General features: G+C 42.1%; 20 protein-coding genes. 10 read left to right on the top strand and 10 right to left on the bottom strand.

Features of this window, described 5'->3' with window-relative positions; all coding sequences use genetic code 11:
* Positions 1-34 precede the first annotated feature (34 nt).
* Both ACHLI0_RS04365 and ACHLI0_RS04360 read right to left on the bottom strand, forming a co-directional pair.
* Entirely contained in the window at positions 35-3,154 is a 3,120-nt protein-coding gene (locus ACHLI0_RS04365; RefSeq protein WP_490748534.1) for an ATP-binding protein, read from the bottom strand.
* 457 nt (positions 3,155-3,611) lie between these two features.
* Positions 3,612-4,139 carry a DJ-1/PfpI family protein gene (locus tag ACHLI0_RS04360; RefSeq protein ID WP_008765001.1) on the bottom strand — a complete coding sequence of 176 codons (528 nt, stop codon included), beginning with the start codon at positions 4,137-4,139 and terminating at the stop codon, positions 3,612-3,614.
* Positions 4,140-4,306: 167 nt separating this feature from the next.
* On the opposite strand from ACHLI0_RS04360, the gene ACHLI0_RS04355 reads away from it, so the two are divergent.
* The gene (locus tag ACHLI0_RS04355; RefSeq protein WP_008763033.1) at positions 4,307-4,654 is read left to right on the top strand and encodes a winged helix-turn-helix transcriptional regulator; all 348 of its coding nucleotides are present in this window, start codon (positions 4,307-4,309) and stop codon (positions 4,652-4,654) included.
* Positions 4,655-4,700: 46 nt separating this feature from the next.
* On the opposite strand, the gene ACHLI0_RS04350 is transcribed toward ACHLI0_RS04355, so the two are convergent.
* Complete coding sequence (locus tag ACHLI0_RS04350; protein ID WP_490748533.1) at positions 4,701-6,935, bottom strand: S9 family peptidase; 2,235 nt, start codon at positions 6,933-6,935, stop codon at positions 4,701-4,703.
* Between the two features lie 244 nt (positions 6,936-7,179).
* On the opposite strand from ACHLI0_RS04350, the gene ACHLI0_RS04345 reads away from it, so the two are divergent.
* The gene (locus ACHLI0_RS04345; protein WP_490748532.1) at positions 7,180-7,995 is read left to right on the top strand and encodes an MBL fold metallo-hydrolase; all 816 of its coding nucleotides are present in this window, start codon (positions 7,180-7,182) and stop codon (positions 7,993-7,995) included.
* A 102-nt stretch (positions 7,996-8,097) separates the two neighbouring features.
* Here ACHLI0_RS04345 and ACHLI0_RS04340 read toward each other — a convergent pair whose 3' ends face one another.
* Positions 8,098-9,078 (bottom strand): linear amide C-N hydrolase, encoded by a 981-nt coding sequence (locus ACHLI0_RS04340; RefSeq protein WP_490748531.1) that lies wholly within the window; start codon positions 9,076-9,078, stop codon positions 8,098-8,100.
* A 252-nt stretch (positions 9,079-9,330) separates the two neighbouring features.
* Between ACHLI0_RS04340 and ACHLI0_RS04335 the strand changes: the two genes are divergently transcribed.
* Complete coding sequence (locus ACHLI0_RS04335) at positions 9,331-9,774, top strand: GNAT family N-acetyltransferase (protein WP_055218440.1); 444 nt, start codon at positions 9,331-9,333, stop codon at positions 9,772-9,774.
* A gap of 537 nt (positions 9,775-10,311) precedes the next feature.
* Here the strand turns inward: ACHLI0_RS04335 and ACHLI0_RS04330 are convergent.
* Positions 10,312-10,779 carry a macro domain-containing protein gene (locus ACHLI0_RS04330; RefSeq protein WP_490748530.1) on the bottom strand — a complete coding sequence of 156 codons (468 nt, stop codon included), beginning with the start codon at positions 10,777-10,779 and terminating at the stop codon, positions 10,312-10,314.
* A 203-nt stretch (positions 10,780-10,982) separates the two neighbouring features.
* Here ACHLI0_RS04330 and ACHLI0_RS04325 point away from each other — a divergent pair, with 203 nt between their 5' ends.
* Together ACHLI0_RS04325 and ACHLI0_RS04320 are read left to right on the top strand one after the other, a co-directional pair.
* Positions 10,983-11,264 carry a DUF2089 family protein gene (locus tag ACHLI0_RS04325; protein ID WP_008763038.1) on the top strand — a complete coding sequence of 94 codons (282 nt, stop codon included), beginning with the start codon at positions 10,983-10,985 and terminating at the stop codon, positions 11,262-11,264.
* Positions 11,264-11,848: a hypothetical protein gene (locus tag ACHLI0_RS04320; protein ID WP_490748529.1), complete on the top strand. Its 585-nt coding sequence runs from the start codon at positions 11,264-11,266 to the stop codon at positions 11,846-11,848. The genes ACHLI0_RS04325 and ACHLI0_RS04320 overlap by 1 nt, the downstream gene beginning before the upstream one ends.
* Before the next feature lie 124 nt (positions 11,849-11,972).
* Here ACHLI0_RS04320 and creD read toward each other — a convergent pair whose 3' ends face one another.
* The 3 genes from creD to ACHLI0_RS04305 are packed head-to-tail and all read right to left on the bottom strand — an operon-like array spanning position 11,973 to position 14,249.
* Positions 11,973-13,328: a cell envelope integrity protein CreD gene (gene creD, locus ACHLI0_RS04315; RefSeq protein ID WP_490748528.1), complete on the bottom strand. Its 1,356-nt coding sequence runs from the start codon at positions 13,326-13,328 to the stop codon at positions 11,973-11,975.
* Between the two features lie 24 nt (positions 13,329-13,352).
* Positions 13,353-13,649: a winged helix-turn-helix domain-containing protein gene (locus ACHLI0_RS04310; protein ID WP_008763041.1), complete on the bottom strand. Its 297-nt coding sequence runs from the start codon at positions 13,647-13,649 to the stop codon at positions 13,353-13,355.
* Positions 13,650-14,249: a hypothetical protein gene (locus ACHLI0_RS04305; RefSeq protein WP_165360459.1), complete on the bottom strand. Its 600-nt coding sequence runs from the start codon at positions 14,247-14,249 to the stop codon at positions 13,650-13,652.
* Positions 14,250-14,450: 201 nt separating this feature from the next.
* Between ACHLI0_RS04305 and ACHLI0_RS04300 the strand changes: the two genes are divergently transcribed.
* The 5 genes from ACHLI0_RS04300 (at position 14,451) to ACHLI0_RS04280 (ending at position 21,596) form a co-directional block, all read left to right on the top strand.
* Complete coding sequence (locus tag ACHLI0_RS04300; RefSeq protein ID WP_072066319.1) at positions 14,451-14,891, top strand: MarR family winged helix-turn-helix transcriptional regulator; 441 nt, start codon at positions 14,451-14,453, stop codon at positions 14,889-14,891.
* Positions 14,872-16,191, top strand: a complete 1,320-nt coding sequence (locus ACHLI0_RS04295) for a TolC family protein (RefSeq protein ID WP_490748527.1) — start codon at positions 14,872-14,874, stop codon at positions 16,189-16,191. The genes ACHLI0_RS04300 and ACHLI0_RS04295 overlap by 20 nt, the downstream gene beginning before the upstream one ends.
* A 12-nt stretch (positions 16,192-16,203) precedes the next feature.
* The gene (locus ACHLI0_RS04290; protein ID WP_413554910.1) at positions 16,204-17,271 is read left to right on the top strand and encodes an HlyD family secretion protein; all 1,068 of its coding nucleotides are present in this window, start codon (positions 16,204-16,206) and stop codon (positions 17,269-17,271) included.
* Complete coding sequence (locus ACHLI0_RS04285) at positions 17,268-18,872, top strand: MFS transporter (protein WP_055218427.1); 1,605 nt, start codon at positions 17,268-17,270, stop codon at positions 18,870-18,872. The genes ACHLI0_RS04290 and ACHLI0_RS04285 overlap by 4 nt, the downstream gene beginning before the upstream one ends.
* A gap of 132 nt (positions 18,873-19,004) precedes the next feature.
* Entirely contained in the window at positions 19,005-21,596 is a 2,592-nt protein-coding gene (locus ACHLI0_RS04280) for a hypothetical protein (protein ID WP_490748526.1), read from the top strand.
* Positions 21,597-21,663: 67 nt separating this feature from the next.
* On the opposite strand, the gene ACHLI0_RS04275 is transcribed toward ACHLI0_RS04280, so the two are convergent.
* Together ACHLI0_RS04275 and ACHLI0_RS04270 are read right to left on the bottom strand one after the other, a co-directional pair.
* The gene (locus tag ACHLI0_RS04275; RefSeq protein WP_490748525.1) at positions 21,664-23,154 is read right to left on the bottom strand and encodes a UxaA family hydrolase; all 1,491 of its coding nucleotides are present in this window, start codon (positions 23,152-23,154) and stop codon (positions 21,664-21,666) included.
* Positions 23,155-23,179: 25 nt separating this feature from the next.
* Complete coding sequence (locus tag ACHLI0_RS04270; RefSeq protein WP_490748524.1) at positions 23,180-24,244, bottom strand: LacI family DNA-binding transcriptional regulator; 1,065 nt, start codon at positions 24,242-24,244, stop codon at positions 23,180-23,182.
* Positions 24,245-24,367 lie beyond the last annotated feature (123 nt).

Raw genomic sequence — 24,367 nt, 5'->3', positions numbered from 1 at the left:
TTGTAATCTTTCAAAGGTGAATTGAGCCCTCTTTTTATAACAATACGATACGTTTTTGCATAATAGCTGTCAGTTGCGCTTTCAACTGACGGGCATTGATAGGTTTCGGCATATATCCGTCGAAACCACTTTCCATCACCCGTTGTTCGTCCGAAGCGTATGCAAAAGCCGTAATGGCGATAATCGGTACTTTGGCAGAGTACTTGCGGATTTCTTCGGCTGCTTCATACCCATTCAGAACAGGCATATTGATATCCATTAATATAATTTGCGGATTATATTCCTTGAACATATTTACAGCTTCCTGGCCATCCCACGCATGAATCAGATGATAATCATATTTTAGAATAGATTCGAACAACTTATAGTTGCTTTCATTATCTTCAGCAATCAGAATGACCAGTTTATCTTTTTCTATGGTAATGGTTTGTACGTCTTTGGGGAGAGGCTTTTCTACAGTTACCGCTTGTTTGTAAGGCAACGTGAACCAAAATGTAGAGCCGTTTCCTTCTTCTGATTCTACTCCGATTTTGCCTCCCATATGGTCAACGAGTGTCTGACAGATTGAGAGTCCCAATCCCGTACCTTGCGCAAAGGAATTTAATTTGATAAAACGTCCGAAAACACTTTCTTGCTTATCTTGGGGAATGCCGCAACCTGTATCAGTTACATAGAAGTACAATTCATCATTTTGACGTTCATATCCAAATCGAATACTGCCCTGAACGGTGAATTTGATGGCATTAGTCACCAGGTTAATGATTAACTGGGATAGTCTGTTCTTTTCTATATGCGCAAAACAAGGTTCTGCGGGAGCTACGAATTCCAGTTTTACAGCATCCGACTTAAGTTTCAGTTGGCAACTGTTCTCCAGATCTCTCATTAAGTCATTGATCTCGACATTGGAATAGTGCAGGTCCAGTGTTCCTGCTTCTATTTTTGATAAATCGAGGATGTCGCTGATGAGCTGCAATAATAACGTATTATTGTTTTCAATGATACTGACGTATTCTTGTTTTTCCTCTTCTTCCTCTGTGGAGGCCAGTATACCGGAAAAACCGACGATGGCATTTAAAGGAGTACGGATTTCATGACTCATATTGGCAAGGAAGGCGGACTTCAGGCGATTGGATTCTTCGGCACGGTCTTTGGCATTAATCAGTTCCATCTCCATCTTTTTCCGTTCGGTGATAACGAGCGAAGAACCGACCAAAGTCAGTGGTTTGCCATTCTCATCCCGCGTTTCAACGGCAGCCTGGGCTTCCACCCATTCTATTCTATGAAATCCTTTTTGTGTACTGACTATGCGATATTCTTCTTTTACTTTTTCCGAATGACCTTCTATTAAGTTCTGATAAGCCTGTTCTACGCGTTTCCGGTCTTCTTTAAATATTTTGGAGAAGTATTGATGATCGGGTACTGCCAATTGCTCTTCAGTTATTTCTTTTCCTTGCGTACTAAGCTCTATCGGTTTGTTGATGTCGCATAAAATCGTTTTACTCCGCAAGTCCCATTTCCACGGCACGATATTAGCCACGTCAAGTGACATGGCGAGTTTGTTGTTGATGGTACTTAGCTTTTGTTGAGCCCTGTGTAGCTCTGTACTGTCCAGACAGAATACATCAATCATATTATTTTGCCGGTTTGCTTTAAGTACTATATCGTAGAAGGTATCTATTTTTTTGAAATAGTAGGGGAATGTTATTACCTTATTTTCAGATAAGGCTATTTGGGTGAAGTGCAGGAAGTCCGGCATTGATTCCGGGAATATTTCACTCGCCTTTTTTCCGACAACTTCCTCTTTGCGGAAAAAGTTCTTCTCGAAATGCGCATTCACATTGCGGTAAATCAGTTCTATGGGAATACCATTTTTGTCAGCAACCACTTCCTCCTGCATATAGAGAATAGGCATGTTATTGACCAGATTCTTATAATTGGCCATTGCGTCAATTTCCTTTTGCTGTGCTTTTTTGATGCAATTCAGACTATGGATACGATAAAAGAATACGATTGCCAGTAATATCATAAAGGATAAGGTACCCATAATGAAATATTTGTTCTGTTTCCAGAATCCAGGCGGTTTATTCAGAAAATGTGTGTTTGGCGGACACATGGAAGGAGAGAACCCTTTGCGGAGTAATATCGTATAGTTGATAATAGGCGCGCCATCCGATGGCATATAAAAGGGAATTTCTCTAGCCTGCTTTCCTGCAAGTATTTCTGAAATAGTATGAATTAATTGCTGGCTGTAGTGCTTTTGGTTATAGGTATAACCACCTATCATACCACCGTTTTCTTCTGTAATGTCAGCCATATTGAGGGTGAAAATAGGAGCTGTAGTTGTTACGATAAGTTTGTGAGCATTGGAGATCAATGAAGTGTTACCTGCAAATGTAGTTTTGTAGAACCAGGAAGCAAATAAAATTCCGGTTGTGTTCGGATCGATACGATACAATGAATCCAGTAATTGGTTTGTTGTCATTTTTTGTGGCGTGATGTACTGGTATTCAATATCAGGATTTATGGCTTTTAACTTTATCTGTATATCCAGATTATTGGTTTGGTTGATTTCTCTCTCGTCACCGATAAACATAAATTTCTTCATATCGGGGATTATGTGAGAGATCAGTTGGATATTTTCCTGCAAATAAAGGTTTGAGTATAAAAGCACCAGATTGTAAGGATCGGCAAGTTGGGAGACCGGAATACGCTCCGCCTGTGTAATCGGCTGTTTGTAGATGTAGGTGTCTTTAGGACCTATGAACTTTTCTTCCGAACAGAGTACAATAGGGATGTCTCCCCAAAGCTCTCTATATTCGTCACGTAGTAATAGAGAAGGGCTTCCCAATAATATTAGCAGCCGTGGGCGGTGATGTTCGTATTTCTGAGAGATCATATTCTTGAATTCCCCCAAAATCGTATCGTTATCGATCATTAAAGTAGTCATATGTTCCGCATATAATGCCAGTTTAGGGTTCTTTTGAACGTATTCCGATACGGTTGAGATCATCCTGTTACTCCAAGGAGAAGATTCTGCATAGGAATTGATGCATAAGATATAGTTTGAAATATCTATGTGGTCTCTTTGTGCTAAAATAGGAGTAATAGATATGAAGCATAGAAAAAACAATAGCAGATGTTTTCTTATATTCATGGAAGAATGATGTTTGTGTTCGATATATTATTTGTTGATTTGATACGGACAAAAGTAGTAAAAACAATCTGAAAAACGATAATATCCAATTAAAAAATAATACGGAAAGAATGGGAGACAATAGACTTTTCTAAATGAGGAGGAGTGATAGGTAGATGCATGAAAAGGGATATGCTTGTTTTTTATCAATAATTGGCTTGTTATTTGTTTGTTTTTATTGATGAATGAGGCTGTACTATTTGCTTGTTAAAAGCAGAATTCGTAAATCGCTGATTATTAATATTGTATGGATGCTTATTTTTTCCTTTTAAACCAACGAGCCGTTGGTTTAAAACCAAGGACCCGTCGCACACCGAGGAACGGGCCGTTGGTTTTAAAGGAATGGATGATTTCACTGTTCAATTGTATGAATAATACTTTTTATGTGTAGATTTATATCCTTGATATACTATCGGGACTATTTCAATGCTTCTATGACTTTCGGTAGCATTGTCCAGATCGTATTCTCATCTTGTGCAGTAAAGAAGTTACCATCTATCTCAGATTTTTCATCCGTGGCAATTCCGTTTTGAATGGCAGGTTTGGCCAGCGGGTGGACAGCGACTTTTTTACCTTTTGTTATACCTGTAAAGTCAAACATCATTGCACCGGCACAGTGCCCGATCATCATCTTTCCTTTTTCTCCGAAAGTCTTGATGACTTCCATCAAGTCCACATTGTATGGCTGGTTTGCATACTGCTGGAATACAGGTACTGCATCTCCACAGGAGAATACAAGTGCATCAAATTCGTCTTCATGCCCTTTTAGATTAGCAATCACATCATCTACTATTAGGACCATTCCTGAATTGGTTTTGATCTCTTTCGTATCTGATACGGCAAATACTTTATAGGAAATGCCATTTTCGAAAAAGGCTTCCAAGTATTGGAATAAACCACAACCATTTACCGGATTCACTGCTAAAACTGCTACTTTCTTTGCCATAATCATAATTATTTAAATGAAACAATAGTTATTTTTAGTAAGTTTATTACTTTTGTGATGCAAATGTATCTACCTTAATTGAGAAATACAAGAACGTACCTCAGAATAAGGTAGTTACATGGAAGTAACTATTGTTGAAACTCAGTATAATACAAAACGTTAAAAAGATGAAAAACTTTCACCCGACAGGGAATTGCCCCGTAAGAGATGTCATAAGCCGCTTGGGAGACAAATGGTCGATGCTGGTACTGATTACTTTGAATGCGAACGGTACGATGCGTTTTAGCGATATTCATAAAACGATAGAGGATATTTCACAGCGGATGCTGACTGTTACTCTTCGTACGCTCGAATCTGACGGTTTGATTGAACGGAAAATATATGCGGAAGTACCTCCCCGTGTAGAGTATTATCTGACAGATACAGGAGGAACTTTGATTCCGCATATTGAAGGATTAGTGGGCTGGGCTTTGGAAAATATGGATACGATTCTGGAGCATAGAAAAAGTAACTGACCTGATTATGAATAAAGTAGTGGATACTGTTCTAATAAAGTATTCACTATTTTATTTCATTCCATTTCGGCGGAGTTGTATTTAATAGATTGCGCACGAAGAAGTCATAGCGTTTATGTTCACCGAAACTTTCTCCCATGGTATGATGAGCACCGGGAATAACTACTAACTCAAAATCTTTATTGGCTTTGATCAGCGCATTTGCTACCTGCATGGTAGAAGCCGGATCTACGTTATCATCCATTTCACCTACTACCAGCATTAACGGGCGACTGAGCAAGTGAGCATTCTCAACATTCGATCCTTCTTTATATTGTTCACCAACCGGATAACCCAGCCATTGTTCATTCCACCATATCTTATCCATACGATTGTCGTGGCAGCCACAGGCAGAATATGCTGCTTTATAAAATTCGGGATGAAACAGTACTGCTGTCATTGATTCCTGTCCACCTGCGGAACAACCATAAATTCCGACACGATCTATGTCCATATAAGGGTACTTTTGGGCAGCGGATTTTATCCAGGCAATATGATCGGGCAATCCGGCATCTTTCAGATTCTTGTAACATACGTTTTCGAAAGCACGTGAACGGAAAGAAGTTCCCATACCATCTACCATGACAACAATAAAACCGAGTTCGGCAATACCACTCATAAAGTAGTTATAAGGAATAAAGGTTTTGGGTACGTATTGATTGCCCGGTCCTTGATAGATATATTCCAAAACGGGATATTTTTTGTCAGGATCAAAGTTGCTGGGACGAATGATGATTCCCCACATATCCGTTTTTCCGTCACGACCTTTGGCGGTGAATACTTCGGGGGCTTTCCAACCTTCAGCTTCCAGACGACTGATATCAGCCGTTTCAAGTGGCATGATGACTTTTCCGTTTTTGGCATCCCGGAGTACGGCTACAGGAGCTTTGTCTACCATAGAATATACATCAACCAGATATTGCATATCTTTTGAGAACCATGCATTATGTATTCCTTCTGCCGGAGTGAGACAAGTGAGATTCTTACCGTCGAAGCCGATACGATAATAACGGATCAGGTAGGGATCTTCTTTAGCTTGTACGCCATTTGCCGAGAAATAAATCAGTTGGTTGGTTTCATCTACCCGGAGGATATCACGTACGTACCATTCGCCTTTGGTTATCTGACGAATAGGCTGGGCTGTAGTACGGTCATACATATACAGGTGGTTCCAGTTGTCGCGTTCACTCATCCATATCATTCGTTTTCCATCTTGTAAATCATGTCGGAAACGACGGGAATAATTAACGTATTTGTCGCTTGTCTCTTCTATTAACGGGCGTACCTTTCCTGTTGCGGCAGAAAATTCCAATACCCGGTAGACCTGATGTCCGCGCTGATTGTATTCGAAAGTGATGGCTTGACTGTCGCTGTTCCATTCGGGGGCCGTAATGTAATATTGTTGAGAGAATAAATCTGTCGATGGAATCACACTGTGTCCTGTTTCCACATCGTATATGCAGGGTATCTTGAACGGAAGCTCATCGCCCGGTTTGGCATACTCTTGTTTATGGAGTTTGGGTTGAAGTTGATCGCTTGGGGAGGATTCCACATAATATACATAGCGTTTTTCTATGGGACGAATTTTGCAGGAAGCAACTTTTTTGCTGTCTGGAGACCAGCGGATATAGGCTGAGTAATAATTTCCCAAGGTACCGTCCAGACTTAGCTGTTTTTCTTTTCCGGTAGCTGTTTCTTTTACATATATATTATGATTCTTAATGAATGCTGTATATTTCTTGTCAGGAGAGGAGACGGGAGCAGCCGTCTTTTCATCATCTGTTTCCATCCAGTGGCGTTGTTTGCGTGGAGTGGGCAGAGCACCTTCATCTGTCAGCTGATTTTTGTCGATGACATACACCCAGCGATGATTGTTGAAAACGAAACGTAGCGTATCCAGTCCGTTGTTGACAGACAGACGATCCAGATAAAGGGAAGTGGCTTCTATTTTGCGTCCCGATGCCTCACTTAAAGCTGCTGCCACGAGTTTGTGGTCAAACAAGTCTTTTCTGTTTTGAGTGTCGGCATCCACTAATACATAGATACGTCCTTCGGGAGTATTTCGTACATACCAGAAATAATGCGTTTCACCAATCCACTCCGGATTGACATTGGAATAGAATACTTTGTTTGCGCTGAATTTTTCTCCTGTTGAGTAAGCACGACGGTAATCTTCTATAGTACCTTGTGCAATGGCTATGTTTGTGCAGAAAAGCATGGCTGCTAATAGTAGGTTTTTCATGGCTCGTTGATTAAATTTTGCCAACAAAGTAAACGATAATAATAAGAGAAAACAAATGCATTGTATTATTTTTCTATTGATTTGGATGATTGTTTGGTCCTTTAGTACACCTTTAAATTGGAGAATGATTACTTTCTTGAAATGGAAGTCAGCGGTGTGGTACGTGAATAAGTATCTCGGAAATTTCTTTTTTTGTATCTTTGCACTCTCCGATTGATAGGGAATGATATAAAATAAAAATAGAATGGAAGTGACTAAGACGGAATTGATTATGCTCGGAACGGGCAATGCAACCACGACGAGATGTTATAATACTTGTTTCATCCTCAAGACAAAAGAAACAATACTATTGGTGGATGCTGGTGGGGGTAATGGAATCTTAAACCAACTGGAGAAAGTGAATCTGCCAATTGATAATATACATGAAATGTTTGTAACTCATGCTCATACCGATCATATATTGGGAGCTGTCTGGATGGTACGTATCATTGCGCAACGAGCTGCAAACGGACATTACACCGGTAAGTTTCATGTGTATAGTCATGACAAAGTCTTGTTGGTGCTGGATCAGATATGCCGTATGACGCTGCCGGCTTCGATCATTACTGCCATAAATAAGCATATCGAATTTCATGAAGTCAAGAATGGCGACAGCCTCCGGCTTGGAGATTTATACCTGCAGTGTTTCGATATTGCCTCAACCAAAGAAAAACAGTATGGTTTCCGTGCTTCGTTACCCGATGGACAATCCTTGGTTTGTCTTGGAGACGAACCGTATAATGATCAGAATCGTACTTATGTGGAAGGAGCTGATTGGTTGCTATGCGAGGCTTTTTGTCTGTACAAAGACCGTGAGCGTTTTAAACCTTACGAAAAACATCATAGCACCGCACTGGATGCAGGCAGGCTGGCCCAACAATTAGCGGTAAAGAATATCTTGTTATATCATACGGAAGATAAGACGCTGGATACCCGCAAAAAGAATTATACGGAAGAAACTGCTCAGGAGTTTTCGGGAACCGTATATGTTCCCGAAGACTTGGAGAAAATACTTCTCTGATATAGCTGATATAGCGAAATTAAACAGAATGGGCGATTTGCTGCCTTCTTGATTCTTCTTTAGAATGAAATAAAGAGCCGGTTTAACCGCCATCATTTTATTTTATCCCTTTACGCCCATAAATTTGAAAGGCGGCGCTGTTTTAAAATTCTTGGCTGTATTTCCATGATACATCTCCCCATTGGCAATAGAAAGTTTGAACACCGGAGCCCCTTCCGATAAATCGAAATCCTGCAGATTTACCCAAAAGGTATTCGGAGTCAGACTTGATTCGAAAAAGTATCTCAGGTTCTTGCTCTCCGAAACGGTTCTCCATTGCGTAGTGGAAATCTCGGGACTTTCGGGAGTGGATATCCCGTAAGGAACAGAAGCATTGCGTACAACACTGAATACACTGGCAACAGCTATTCTTTCATCATCGGTCGCGGGCAATGCGTTGATGTAGAAGCTGGCTCTGGCAAAGCGGTCGGCAGCGCGATTCGTACCGGGCAGAAAGCTCAGTCCTCCTATTGATTTCCAGTATTCGCTCAGTGCCAGCTGCTTGTTGTAAGTAGGGGAGTTGGTCATAATCTTGTATTCCTTACTGTGATATACCGTGAGTTTCCCACCGATATATTCAAAAATGGCACAGTCACCTGTAGCATCCGAAATAGATAAATGTAAAGTAGCCAAACGGGAACCGTCCGGCATCATATCCGAAACGACCTGAAAGGTATCTTCGTTAATGTATGCTACGGCTTCTTCTACGGTGGCAAAATTGTCCAGCATATATTGCACCCAGGCTGTAATGGCAAGTCCCGGTTTATTCTTATCTCTTACGGGGTATTCGGTTTCGGGCAACCAAAGCAGATTGGCGACCAGCCCTTTCTCATTCATACCGTCCGTACTGGCGATCTCGAAAGCGGAAGTCACTACGCTACCGTATCTGGAGGTCCATTCCAGCGAGTTCTCTCCGGTTTCTCCGTTCCGTTTCATCCCTCTGGGAAACACCCAAAGGTTGCTGTGCATATCTGTTTTCCAGTCCATAGAACGACCGGTTGCTACCATACCATTGCTTCCTGAATAAACGACTCTCGTACACATAATTTCGATTTTTAGTTATAGGTTTATTATTGGTTATTCATCTGTGAGATGTAACCTGTTCGGAATTCTGTCACAGAACTATCAGTCACGATAGTGAGAAGTTAACAAGAATATGCCCTTAAAGTTCAGCGTTTGTATTGATAGCGCGAGATTGCTGAGCCGGTTTTTCAAGATATACTTTCGGAAAATTGTTTATCAGGTGAATTTTTATACCTTTGCAAGATACTGATGAAAGGTTCAAAGTTTTAAAATATGGAGATAAAAAAAGTAATTTCGGATAAAAAAGAGTTCCTGGAACTATTGCTTTTGGCTGATGAACAGGAGAGTATGATCGACCGCTATCTGGAACGCGGCGATATGTTCGTCCTGTATGATAACGGACTGAAAGCGTGCTGTGTCGTAACCCGTGAAGGGGAAGGAATTTATGAAATCAAGAACATAGCTACGATCTCTTTTTTCCAGCGGCAGGGATATGGAAAACGCTTGATTCAATTTTTATTTGAACATTATCGGGGGAAATGCTCTGAAATGCTGGTCGGTACAGGCGATGCACCTTCTACGCTTTCTTTCTACGAACATTGTGGCTTCACCATTTCCCATCGGCTAAAGAATTTCTTTACCGACAATTACGACCATCCTATGTACGAAGACGGCAAGCAACTGGTGGATATGGTATATCTGAAAAAGACATTTTAGTATTTGCTTTGTGATGGAGATGGATATAGACCGGTTGGTGAAAGAGTATGGAAGCTATCAAAAGAGATTTAGGTTATCCGATTGTGTGGATGAAATAATAGAACTGTATGTTTATATTATCAATAGAAGAACCCGTAATATTGATGGTTTCTTCATCTGAAAAGAAAGGTCTATTATTCTTACATTTATTATTCCCGTTATTAATAAACTCGGATACCGTTTCTAATAAATTTTTTGCACGTTTATTAGAAACGGTATCCGAGTTTATTAAAAACTATTTTTTGAGTTTTGGAAGAAAATATAAAATAAATTAAGCGGAAATATAAACAACATGGGGCAATAATCATCTGACTATTGCCCCATGTTATGGTTGCTCTGATATAAAGATATATCAGTTTACGTGTATGCTATGTATCTATTTTTCTAATAAAACTCATTCTTTTTTAGTTTTCTTTCCTCAAAGATACAACATTAAAAGCCGTTTGTCAAGTGTTTCATAAGAAAAGCGGATTATTCACCGAATAGCTCTGATTTTATTTATAAATCATATACGGTTACAGCTATTTCTTTGGTGATGAGTTCTTCTTTAATGATTTGCTCCACAAGTTCCCACTTGCCACCTGCCAGTCCACAGCCAATACGGGGCATATGTACACTTGCCTTGTGGTCAATTGCAAACAGGGCTACCTCCTTCAAACATTGCCGAACAGCGTCATAACGGATGGGAGGGAGTCCTTTACTGTCTTTATAAATGCCATGTTGTTCTATCATATTGGCGACATATAACTCATTTTCAACATTTACAAACTGTACAGCTCCCAAAGTAAATTCTTCCTGTGATTTGTACCACTGGCGATAGGCTTCTTCCGGCATTTTCCATTTTTTAGAAAGTGCCAGTACAAACCCTTTTCCCCATCCTCCGATATCGTTGCAAATATGAGTAATCACTTTGACACCTGAACCAGTCGGTGCTGTGGCATCTCCTTTTATATATAGTATTTCCATCGTTTTATCTTTTTAATCAAAGCAAAGATAGAAAAAAACAGAGATATGGTGAATAATAATGGAAAGTTCTTCTTTGAATGAATATAAATTTGATTATAATTAAAGCGATAATAAATAAAATTAAATTCTATATTAATATTATTGATATAATAGTTTGTTTTATTCGAACTTATTTCTACTTTTGCATCATAAATGAAGATGATATGAATGAAGTAAAGAAACGGTTACCATTGCAATGTCCATCCTGTGATGCTCCATTGAAAGTAGGACGGTTGTTTTGTGAAGAATGCAATACGGAAGTTTGTGGCAATTTTGAATTGCCTTTATTGGCGCGCTTGTCGGAGAAAGAGCAGCAATTTGTTCTTGATTTTGTAAAGTCGAGCGGCAGTTTGAAAGATATGGCAAAGAACATAGGAGTCAGCTACCCTACAGTTCGGAATATGTTGGACGATATAATAGATAAACTAACTAAAATGGATATGTGATGAAAAACAAAGTAAAATTAATTGCGAATCCGTTTATTCGGATTGCAGGTGGTCAAGCGTTGATATGGGGCTTTCTAGGCTTAATAGCATCTACCTTATTATGTTGGATATCGAGGTATCATTATCATGGTTTGCTTCATTTCGGACCGGCACCCAATCCGGCTTGGTGGTGTTATCTGGCGGAGCATCTGATTGTGTGGCTGATTCCTGCACTGCTCTTTTATTTGGGAGGTCTTTTTCTGTCTCATTCCCGTATTCGTGTGATAGATGTACTGGGTACTGTTTTGTTTGCTCAGCTGCCGTTGCTTGGAATGAATCTGATCAGCCTGTTGCCGGCCATGCGGATGATGTCGCAAATGAACATGAATATGTCTCCCGAAGAAATGCTGGCACAGCCTTATTTTATCCTGGCAATGATTCTTACACTGTTGGGGTTGCCGTTTCTGATACTTGCTTTGACTTGGATGTTCAATGCTTTAAAAGTGTCTTGTAACTTGAAACAATGGAAGTTATGGATAGTCGCACTTATAGGAATTATTGGTGGTGACGTCTTGTGTCGATTGTTGATAGAATGGTTGTATTAATGGCTTAAATATAGTGACACTATCCCGTCACGATAGTGTCACTATGTCTCTGTGATAGTGTCACTATAACGAGCGGATAGTGACACTATTTTCAATCATGGTAATTACTACACCATAATTAATTTTACTCATTAAACCAGTCTATCTTCTTGGAGAAATACATTACCATTGCCAAAATGATAAATAGTCCCAAACTGCCTGCTAATAACGCGAAGGTTTCCAGTTGAATCAAAACGAAGATATAAAGGTAGAGTACACTTAATAGTCCGGACATGATCAATGACGGTTTCTTCTTTTTGGTGATTCCCAACATATATCCGCCAACTAATATAATAGTCAGTGCCGCAGATAACAAATAAGCAGGATTAAAGCCGATATGTTCGGAGAAGGAGAGCAGCAGACTATAGAACAGGCAGAGTGCTAAACCTACCAGCAAATACTGTAACGCATGAATACGGGTTTTATTCATGATTTCAGTGAAGAAAATGACACCGAATGTCAGTAGGATAATCAGAATAGCATATTTGGCTGAACGCATGGACTGCTGATACTGCTCTACCGGTATCTTGAAGTTAACGCCGAAACTGGAGTTCTCAATATCCTTGATATTGGTATTGTTGTAATTCACCAGGACCTGCGAATAGTTGCGGTTCAGATTCAGTACCTGCCATTGTGCCGAGAATTCTTTTTCTGTAATCTCACGGTTGTTGGGCAAATAGTTTCCTGTAAAGCTTGGAGTATTCCAGTTGGCTTTCAAATCGACACGGGTCGTTTTACCCAGTGGGATAAAGTTGATGGACTGCGAACCTTTCAGCTTGATTTTAATCTCATAAGGCAGTTTCTTGTTCTTCTTCAGATCGGATAAGTCGGTAATGGCATGTACTCCCGTAGCGCCTATCCCTCTGTTGTCCATTCCCGGTTCAAAGACGTAAACAGAATCTCCCAGCGTGATACTGATCTGCTCGCTGATGCCCCGCATATCCGTCAGGTTCAGGCAGATGGCAGCTCTGTCAAATTGTAGTTGTTCCATATCCACCCTGCTTTTTATCAGCTCTTCGGGACTGAATGAACCTTTCAAAGTCAGTTCCGACTGATACACGTTCACTTCATAAATACTTCTTTTGAGTATTTCGGTTTTCAATTGTCCATTGACCAGAAGTTCGTCCGGAAACAAGAAAAGGTCCTTGATTGATACCTTCTTTTCCCCGTTGTTCTCTGTCGTTACCGGATACTGGATATTCAGATAGGGACCGGTAATGGTTTGTGCAAGACTCCATTTCTCGCTTACTTCATTAATAGCTTCTTCCTGCGTACGTCCCCGCTCGGAAATAAGATCTTCGATCATGAACATCGGTATCATCAGAAGAATGATTAATCCTCCGATAATGATAACCTTGATTGTTTTAGAGAAGTGGCGGAGGCATCCCAGCGGTTGTTGTTCCTGCACTTGCTCAGTTGTTTTTTCATTGAAACCGTCCATAAGATAATAGTGTTTAGTGAATTATTATGTTGACTTTAGAAAATTCTCCAGGGCTTCTATATGAGATTTGAAGGCTTCTCTGCCTTGTTTTGTGGCCCGGAAAACTGTTCGTGGTTTTCGTCCTACAAAGCCTTTGCTGCATTCGATGTAGCCGAGTTCTTCCAGCGCACGGGTATGGCTGGCAAGGTTGCCGTCCGTCAGTGAGAGTTGTTCTTTCAGAAAATTGAAATCAGCTTCCTCATTGACCATCAGAACAGCCATAATCCCTAGCCGGACCTTGCTCTCGAATGCCTTATTTATATTTTGAAATGCTTCTATCATTTATGACTGCTTTCTTTCGTAATGTAAATAGAACAGTATTCCATAGAGGATATGAAATCCACCGAAACCTATCGTCCAAAACAGTAAGGCGTGGCCTTCCCAAAAACTATCTATGACTCCCAGACAGATAAAAGCGTATCCCAACCAAGCTATATTGGCATAGGTAAATTTAGAAACATTGACCAAAGTCAGTCCATAGAATAAAAGCATGACCGAGGATAAAATGTCATAATATCCATGCAGCAGCAGAGAAATACATAAAGCGCCTCCGGTCAGCATCGGAAGTGAAAAATTCCATAATGCCCGATAGGTCAGCTTGCTGAAAAACTTTTGTCGCAGCTTTTTGGATTTGTTGTAAGACAGTATGCCGGCAGTGACGGCGGCAGCTGCCAATACAAGGATGGCCACTATAATCATCAACTTCAAGGCTGTGATTAATGTTGTGTCCGGGGTAACAAGGCATGTGGCGATGTATGTACCCGCTAGTGCGTAAACTCCGGCCATGATAGCCGCTAATCCACTGATCGAGATAAACTTGGAGGACTTTTCCATCAACTCTTTTATCTCATTTACTGATTCTAATGCTTTATCTTTATTCATATAAAAGTACTTTGTGATGCAAAGTAAAATAAAAGATTTCAGATGAACAAAGATTCTGCTCATTTATTTTGAAAATTAGAGATTAGTGTGGGTGAATGGAACAATTTATAGAGTCGTTTTACATGAAATTAGTCAAACGTTTGACTAATTCGGTAGAAATACATACCTTTGCGCCCGAAAAAGGTAAAAAGCACTTTTATGATAAGAGAAGGAGCAGAGTTTAGAGAACTCATGCTACAGGTTTTCCGCACCCGCATGGCTTTCCGTAGGTCGATGCAGCGGACACTGAGAAAGAACAACGCAGGTATCACATTCGAAATGCTTCAGGTACTGAGCTGTTTATGGCATGAACAAGGCATTAGCCAGCAAATATTGGCTGAACGTATCGCAAAAGACAAAGCATGTCTGACCAATCTGATGAACAATCTGGAGAAGAAAGGGTATGTCTACCGGAAGGAAGATCCGGCAGACCGCCGCAACAAGCTGGTTTATCTGACTCCGGAAGGAGAGGAGTTTAAGGAACAGATTCGTCCCATACTGGATCAGGTTTATGTACACGCGGAACAGGTGATTGGCATAGAAAGCATTAAAGTCATGTTATCGGAATTAAAGGGAGTATACGATGTTCTTGAAAACGTATAGGGTATATCTGCTAGGGCCGCTCTGCCTGATCTTCGTCGGTCAGTCGGCAAAGGCGCAGACGGATTCTTTATTTCTTTCCGTAGACCAGCTTTTCGAACGTGGGGTGCAGCATAGTTTGCAGCTTCAGGCGGATGCGCTGAAAGAAGCCATGGCACAAGAACGGACACGGACGGCACGCACGTCATCACTGCCTTATCTGCAAGTGGGATTGAAAGGAGGTTTTGTGGGACAGCCGCTCGTTTGGGAACGGGGATTGTCCGGTCCGACATATCCGGATATTCCGGACTGGTCGCAGAATTACGCCATCGACTTTTCCCAACCACTGTATCAAGGTGGTAAGATTCGGAGGACTATCCGTAAGGCAGACATGGAAAAACAAGTTGCCGAGTTGCAGACATTGACAGACCAGGCAGAAATCAAACTTGGTTTGCTGAACCAATACATGAATCTGTTCAGCCTTTTCAAGCAGCATGAGATATTGATGCGGAACATTGAGGAATCCGAATTACGCCTGCGGGATATTCGCCGGATGAAAAAGGAAGGGCTGATAACGAATAATGATGTATTGCGCAGCGAGATGCAGTTGACGAACGATCGTTTGTTTTTGCAGGAAACGGAAAATAGCATCGTACTCGTGTCGCAGCAGCTGGATATTTTATTGGGACAGAATGAGAACCTGTTACTGAAACCGGATACGACCCTACTGCATCAGGCAGTTGCTCTGGAAGCGTATGATGACTATATCACCCTTGCTTACACAAATGATCCGGCAATGAAATTGCTCAGAAAACAAACGGAACTTGCCCGGAACGAGATCCGGTTGGCTCACTCGTTGTCTCTTCCCAGCATATCACTGTATGCCTCAAATACACTGGCACGCCCTGTTTCGCGTACATTGGCGGATATGTACAACAATAACTGGAATGTAGGACTATTGGTTTCTTATCCTTTATCCTCAATCTACAAAAACAGTCATAAAATAAAGGAAAGCAAACTGGTGGTGTCTTTGCGTAAGAATGATGAAGAGCAGAAGATGCAGAGAATCCGCATGGATGTGCGCACTGCTTTTCTGCGGCATCAGGAAGCTTTGCAACGGGTAGAAGCCTTGCAGTTGTCTGTCCGGCAGGCGCAGGAGAACTACCGTATTATGCAGAACCGTTATCTGAATCAGTTGGCTATTCTGACTGACTTGCTGGATGCCAACTCTGTCCGTTTGAATGTGGAGTTGCAGCTGGTCACTGCCCGCACTCGTGTGATTTATACTTATTATCAACTTCAGAAGGCTTGTGGTCGTCTATAATATATTAAGGTTATGGCAACATTAAAGGAAAAAAAACGGAAACTTAAAAGAATGAGAGTTCGCAACATCATCTTGAATATGGTGTGTGTATGTTTGGCTGTCTCCGGGCTCTGGTGGACTATTACTTATTTTTGGCGTTACATTAGCTATGAAGTGACCAATGATGCTTTTGTAGACCAATATGTTGCTCCTTTAAATATACGTGCTTCGGGATATATCAAGGATATCCGTTTCAAGGAACATCAATATGTGCGTCAGGGAGATACCTTGTTAGTACTCGATAACCGTGAATATCAAATTAAAGTGAAGGAAGCCGAAGCAGCTCTGCTGGATGCGCACGGTTTGCAGGATGTTCTTCACTCGGGCATCGAAACTTCCCATACTAATATAGCCGTGCAGGATGCCAATATAGCCGAAGCGAAGGCGAAGCTCTGGCAACTGGAACAGGACTTTCACCGCTTTGAACGTCTGCTGAAAGAAGAATCGGTGCCGGAACAACAGTACGAGCAGACCAAAGCCGCGTATGAAGCAGCTGAGGCACGCTATCAGGCATTAGTCGCGCAAAAACAGGCTGCTTTGTCGCAATATGCGGAAACGAGTAAAAAGACAACCGGAGTTCAAGCCGGTATCTTACGTAAAGAAGCGGATTTGGATCTGGCTAAATTGAACTTGTCTTATACGGTACTCACTGCTCCATACGATGGATATATGGGCAGGCGTACCTTAGAACCCGGACAGTATGTCCAGACGGGGCAAACCATCTCTTATCTGGTACGCAACAAGGATAAATGGATTACTGCTAATTATAAGGAAACACAGATTGCCAATATCTATATTGGTCAGCAGGTACGCGTTAAAGTAGATGCGTTGCCCGGGAAGATTTTTAATGGGGAAGTCACTGCTATCTCGGAGGCAACCGGGTCGAAATATTCTCTGGTTCCCACAGACAATTCCGCGGGAAACTTTGTAAAAGTACAACAGCGTATCCCGGTACGGATAGAGCTGGAGAATATCTCTTCAGAAGAAATGGCACAATTAAGAGCGGGTATGATGGTTGAAACAGAAGCTTTGCGCAAATGATAACAATGAAAGAGTTGGGAGTACCCGTTCGTTCCTGGGTGCCCGATTGGCTGGGTTTCTGTTGCATTTTCATTGTTATTCTTCCGGTTACCATGCTGAATGGTTCGTATACCGGAAGCATGCTCGAAGTATCGAATACGCTTGGAACCAATTCGGAAGATATAACGATGGGATATTATGCGGCTTCGGCAGGTATGGCCATTGCTTATCCTATTATTCCTAAAGTGCTGGCAGCCGTTTCGGTCAAGTTTCTCTTGCTGATAGACTTGCTCCTGCAGTTCTTTTTGAGTTGGATTTGCGCCCGTTCGCAGAATGCCGATATTCTGATAGCCTGCAGTTTTGCTATCGGCTTTCTGAAAGGTTTTCTGATGTTATGGTTTATTCGTTATGCACAGAAGATTTTCAGTGCGAAGAATATCCGCAGCGAGTTCTATTCTTATTTTTATCCATTGGTGTACGGGGGCGGACAGGCCTCCATGCTGGTCACTGCGCAATTGGCATATCATTATAACTGGAAGTATATGTATTACTTCATGATGCTTTTGATTCTGGTTTCTATTCTGTTTGTTATCATCTGCTTCCGGCATAACCGCCCGATTAAATCGGTACCGTTATCCGATTTGCATATTCGGGAGATGTTTATCATTTCGGTAGGGTTGCTGATGCTGATTTACGTCATCAATTATGGGAAAGTTCTGGATTGGATGGCTTCTACCAAACTTTGTGCTTATATTGTAATTTCTCCTATACTGATCGCATTATTTATCTGGATTCAGCACCATTCGAAGAATCCCTATGTAAGTCTTGCCCCTCTGTTTCAGCCTAAAGCAATCGTCGGATATTTCTATATGATGCTTGTTATGTTTTTCAGTACATCCACCACATTATTGACCAATTACCTGAGCATCATCCTGAAAGTAGACAGCACGCATACCTATTCTCTTTATATCTTTTTGCTTCCGGGGTATGTAATCGGAGCTTTTATCTGTTTCTGGTGGTTTCGCTGGCAACGTTGGCGTTTCCGGTTTCTGATAGCGGGCGGAATGAGTTGTTTTGTTATTTTCTTTGGTATTCTATATTTTGGTATTGCGCCGAACAGTACGTATGAAATGTTATATCTGCCCATCTTTTTCCGCGGATTGGGTATGTTGACTTTGATTATAGCCTTTGCCCTGTTTGCCGTAGAAGATTTGAACCCGAAGTTTTTGTTGTCGAATGCTTTCTTTCTGATAATCTTCCGTTCGGTACTGGCACCTATCATGGCTACTTCTTTTTACAGCAATATGCTGTATCGTCTGCAACAGAAATATATATATTCTTTGTCGGAGACTATCACGACTGCCGACCCGCTGGCTGCGTCCCGTTATACTCAGTCTCTGAATAATGCGCTTGCACAAGGACACAGATATGATGAAGCGGTACAGATAGCTATCCATTCTCTTTATGGAACTTTGCAGGAGCAGAGTCTGTTGCTTGCACTGAAAGAAATATTAGGTTATCTGTTGGTGATATCGGTCATAATAGCTGTTATCTCGCGTTTCATTCCGTTTCATAAGACGATTCGTGTTACATTTGCCAAGACGGGAGATGATATGGTATAGCATATAAAAAAGAGTAAATCATCTCAATTTTTCAATTCTTTTTCCTATATTTGGCTGGTAATCACTGGAGAACAGATTCTCTCCGGAGTAGGACAGATCTAATCTTAAACACAAATTTGAAATAGATGAATTATGATGAACAGGGCTACCCTCGTCTTACTATTCCTCTTGTCGGCACTGCCATTTTCTTTGCAAGCCCAGATGCCGGACAGTATCGTTCGTAAATTATCGGGCTATATTGAAGCAGTGCAGAATTTCGGAGAAATGCTGCCACAGGAAAAAGTCTATTTACATTTCGACAATACCAGTTATTATCAGGGAGATCCTGTTTGGTTTCAGTGTTATGTTGTGACATCCGAACTGAACCGCCCGTCGGATTTGAGTAAAACCCTTTATGTCGAATTGCTGAATCCGGGTGGGGAAGTCATAGCGAAACGTGTATTGCCTGTTAGGAACGGCCGTTGCCACGGTAGTTTCGAATTAACACAACTACCTTTTTATTCCGGTTTTTATGAGGTTCGTGCCTACACGAAATATATGTTGAACTTTGGAGAGGAGGTTATTTTCTCCCGGGTTCTTCCGGTATTCGATAAGCCTCGGGTGGCTGGTGATTTTAAAGAGAAGAACATACAGAAATATGCTGTTTATAAATATCCGCAGGTACGGAAAAAAACGGCTAAGGAGAAAAAAGTCAATCTGAAGTTTTTTCCTGAAGGAGGAAATTTGGTCGAAGGCATTCCTTCCCGCGTTGCTTTTGAGGCAACGGATGCCTATGGAAATCCGATCGCACTGTCCGGAACGGTTATCAACCGGGAAAAGAAAGAAATCGCCTCCTTTGCCACTGTACACGAAGGACGTGGCACCTTTGTGTATATTCCTACGAACGGAGAGAATCATAAGGCTGAGGTGGAGTTGAATGGCAAAAAGTACCGTTTTGATTTGCCGGAAGCCCGGTTGCAGGGATATGTCTTGCAGGTTGACAATCTTTCTTCGGAAGACAGTATAGCAGTCAGTGTACAAAAGAATCCGCATACACCGGAGTCTGTCTTAGGTTTAGCTGTGCTTGGTCATGGGAAACTGCTTAATTATTGCCTGTTGAACATCCGGAAAAATACGCCTGTCTCTTTCAAACTTGACAAGACGGAATGGAAGGCGGGGGTGGTACAGATCGTATTGTTTGATACGGCAGGACAGATTATTGCCGACCGCCTTATCTTTATGAGAAAACCGGAGCCATTGACAATCAGTGTCCGGAAAAACAAAGAGGATTATCAGCCGTTTGATCGTGTCTTATTGGACTTTTCAGTACGTGACACGGCGGGTAAGCCTGTATCCGCTCCGATGTCGGTATCTGTGCGTGACGGATGGGAAGAAGTGGAAAGCCGGCATTCTATGTTAGCGGACTTATTGTTAATGTCTGAGATTAAAGGCTACGTTCATCGTCCGCTCTATTATTTCGAAGCGGATGATAAAGAGCACAGAACAGCTTTGGATCATTTGTTGTTGGTGCAGGGATGGCGGCGTTATGCATGGAAATACGAGTCGGGGGTGGAACCGTTTGAATTGAAGTACATGCCCGAACAAGGGATTGAAGTGCATGGACAAGTCGTTTCATTTGTTAGAGGTAAGCCTAAACCAAATATACAAGTCTCTTCTTTTCTGGCGAAGCGGGGAGATGAGGAAACTTCGCCGGGGGCGCTTTCTCTTAACCTGTTCGAAACAGACAGTGTGGGGCGTTTTGCTTTTATTACCGATATTATTGGCAAGTGGAATCTGATTCTTTCTGTGATGGAGAAAGGTAAGCGGAAAGACCACCGGATTGTATTAGACAGAGTCTTCAGTCCTCAACCTACACAATATCCGCTGGGAGAAATGCAGATAAGCCTGTCCGGCAGAGATAAACCGGGAGCAGAACAGGAACTGCAGACAGATACTGTGATTGGTGATGATATCGATTATAATCGTTTTATGGATGCTTATGAAGATTCTCTGTCAAAACGGGGTATGAGAGAGAAAAATCACCGTTTGGGTGAAGTAGTGGTGAAGGCTAAGAAATGGAGTCGTGAGAAGGATATTTATGAAAATCGTTCGAAATCGGTTGCTTACTACGATGTACCTTCGGAGATGGATGATATTTTGGATAAGGGAGGTTATATCGGTGAAGATATCCACGAGCTGCTTGTCCGTATGAATCCCAATTTCATACGCAGGTATAGTGGTGGTGAGGAATGGTTGCAGTACAAAGGTCGCTCTCCCTTGTATGTGGTAAACTATAAACGAACGGAGGCTACTGAAATAGATCAGACCCGATACCGGACACTTCGCCTGGTGGCTATCAAGTCTATTTATATCAACGAGGAATTATCGGCAAGGTGTCGTTATGCTGACATCCGTATGTCTCCGATGGATGTGGATGAAATATATAGCTGTGCTGTTTTTATTGAAACCTATCCGGAAGGAGAGATTCCCGTAAAAGGAGGCAGGGGAGTCAGAAAAACCTGGTTGGATGGCTATAGCGAACCTGTAGAGTTTTATCATCCCGATTATTCTGTTCTTCCCAAAGAAGAGGACTATCGCCGCACGTTATACTGGAACCCGGAAGTGATGCCGGATGAAGCAGGGAATGCTCAGGTGAGGTTCTATAACAACAGTCGTTGCCGCAGGTTGAAAATAACGGCTGAAATGATTTCTGCGGATGGGGCTATTGGCATGTTTAACGAGTGATATAAAAAAGAGGGTGTTTTGATACACCCTCCCCATAACTGTAATATTTTCTTTGATGGTGAAACGCTTATAACGTAACTCCTGTTTTAAAGATGGCAATTTCGCGATAACCTTTCTTCTCGTTATTAACGAACTCACCGCTTGCTACTTTAACCACATACTCGATAAAGCGTTCGCAAGTCTTTTCCATCGGTTCGTTCTCAACGATGACTCCGGCATTGAAATCAATCCACCCCGGTTTGTTTTTAGCCAAAGTAGAATTGGTGGAAATCTTCATCGTCGGAACGAAAGTGCCGAAAGGAGTACCACGTCCGGTGGTAAAGAGTACCATATGGCATCCGCTTGCGGCAAGGGTAGTAGCGGCTACCAGGTCATTGCCCGGGGCGGAAAGCAGGTTCAGTCCTTTCTTTTGCAGACGTTCTCCGTAAGGCATCACACCGGATACATAGCTTTTGCCACATTTCTGTGTACATCCCAGTGCTTTTTCTTCCAGAGTAGAGATACCACCGGCCTTATTTCCCGGAGATGGATTTTCACCCACAGGCTCGCCATGGGACAGGAAATATTCTTTGAAGTCATTGATCAAGTGTACGGTCTGCTCGAACAGGTCTTTGTTCTCGCAACGGTTCATCAGAATTGTTTCCGCACCAAACATTTCCGGAACTTCAGTCAGCACGCTTGTACCGCCTTGTGCAATCAGGAAGTCTGAGAACATACCCAGCAACGGATTGGCAGTGATACCTGAGAAACCGTCGGAACCACCACATTTCAGTCCGACGCGAAGTTCTGACAAAGGTACTTCCGTACGTTCATCTTTGGATGCTTTGGCATATAAGTCACGCAGAATATCCATTCCTTCTTCGTATTCGTCACCTACTTTCTGGGTTACCATGAATCTCACACGGTCCTGGTCATAGTCTCCTAAGAATTCACGGAATACGTCCGGCTGGTTGTTTTCGCATCCCAAGCCTACTACCAGCACTGCGCCTGCATTCGGGTGAAGTACCATATCGCGAAGAATCTTTTTCGTGTTTTCGTGATCGTCGCCGAGCTGTGAGCAACCGTAGTTGTGTGGGAAAGCCACGATGGCATCTACCCCTTTTCCTTCCGTTTCACGGCGAAGACCTTCGGCCAGTTGTCCGATGATACCATTAACGCAACCTACAGTCGGGATAATCCAGATTTCATTTCTTACGCCGACATCACCATTCTTACGGCGGTAGCCTTTAAAAGTAAGGTCTTTATGAGGGATGTCCAGAGTAACCTGAGTCGGATGGTAGGTGTACTCCAACAGTCCGGCAAGGTTCGTCTTGATATTCGTTTCATTCATCCAGTCTCCCTGTTTCTTTGCCATACGGGCATGACCGATAGGGTATCCGTACTTGATTACGTTCTCGCCTTCTGCAAAATCTTTTAATGCAAACTTATGTCCGGCGGGAATGTCTTCGTTTAGTGTGATCTCTATTCCATCTACGGATAGATGCTCTCCTGCCGGGAGGTTAACAATGGCAACGGCAACGTTGTCGGCAGGATTAATTCTTAAATACTTTGTTTCCATGTACTTGTTTAGTTGGATTTTGTTGTTATTTGCTATGGTAATAGTCTATTGTCTCTACAGTCAACAAGTCAATCGGCATATAGTTGATGCAAGTCACGTCTTTCTTGAAAATGAGGTGATCGCAGAGCGCTTTGATGCCGTTGAGGCCTTGCAGTTCTGGTTGCTGGGCGATGAGGAAGGAAACGCTTCCTTCTTTCAGGCAAGTGACATTCCGTTCCAGAAGGTCATAGCCTATCAGATTGAAATCTTTCTTTCCGCGACTTTGCAGGTATTCGCCGACAATGTAGACTTTTGAATTGAAAGTGATTCCATTCTTTACGTTCGGGTGAGAACGGAAGAATTCATCCAGCATTTCGTTATCTTCATCATTGCGCTCGGCATGCAAGTCAAGCTCCAGTATAGTACAAGACGGATGATGTTCCTCCATGTACTGCCTGAATCCGATTTCCCTGTTCTCTTGCTGGTTAGAGCCGACAATTCCTTCATGTATCTTACGGAAAATAACGATCTCCTTTTCGTCTCTGGCAAGCAGCATCAGCATACGGGCGGCAAAATATCCGCTTTGGCGTGAGTTCTGACCGAAGAAGGCGAGGGGAGGCACGTCTTTGATATTTGAGTCTATATATATATAAGGTATATCCAACGTTTGCAACTGATCGGTAAAGCCTTTCGTATATTGCGGAGCTGTAGGGGCCACCATCACTCCATCCGGTTGCTGAGTCAGGATAGCTTCGCTGGCGTCTACAAACGAATGATAGTCGTATGGATCGTAATAGTTGATCTTTACTGAGGTATTGAAGTCCGAGTAGGTAGCGATAGCTTCGTGGATACCTAGTTCTACTGCTGTCCAGTATTCGCCTTCCAGGTGTTGAGGCAGAAGACAGATGAATGTGTACTTCTTGTTGGAAGCCAGGGCACTGGCATACATGTTAGGTTGATAGTCAAGCTGCTTCAGAATTTCTTCCACCCGTTTTTTGCTTGCTTCTGATACTCCGCTGCGTCCGTGAATGACGCGGTCTACTGTTCCTACAGACACGTCTGCTAAACGGGCGATGTCTTTGATTCTGATTCTTTCGTGCAATTTATTCATACGATCACCTTATTTATATAGGTTTATGTGCTCGCACACAATAATAATCTTAATATTTTCGATACAAATATATAACAATTTTTGTAATTACGAAAATTGTTGTATCTTTGTGCCCGCACACGA

It is taken from the genome of Bacteroides sp. RCH18, assembly GCF_058231005.1.
Note: the sequence above shows the minus strand (reverse complement) of the source record. Positions and strands in the feature narration are given on the sequence as shown.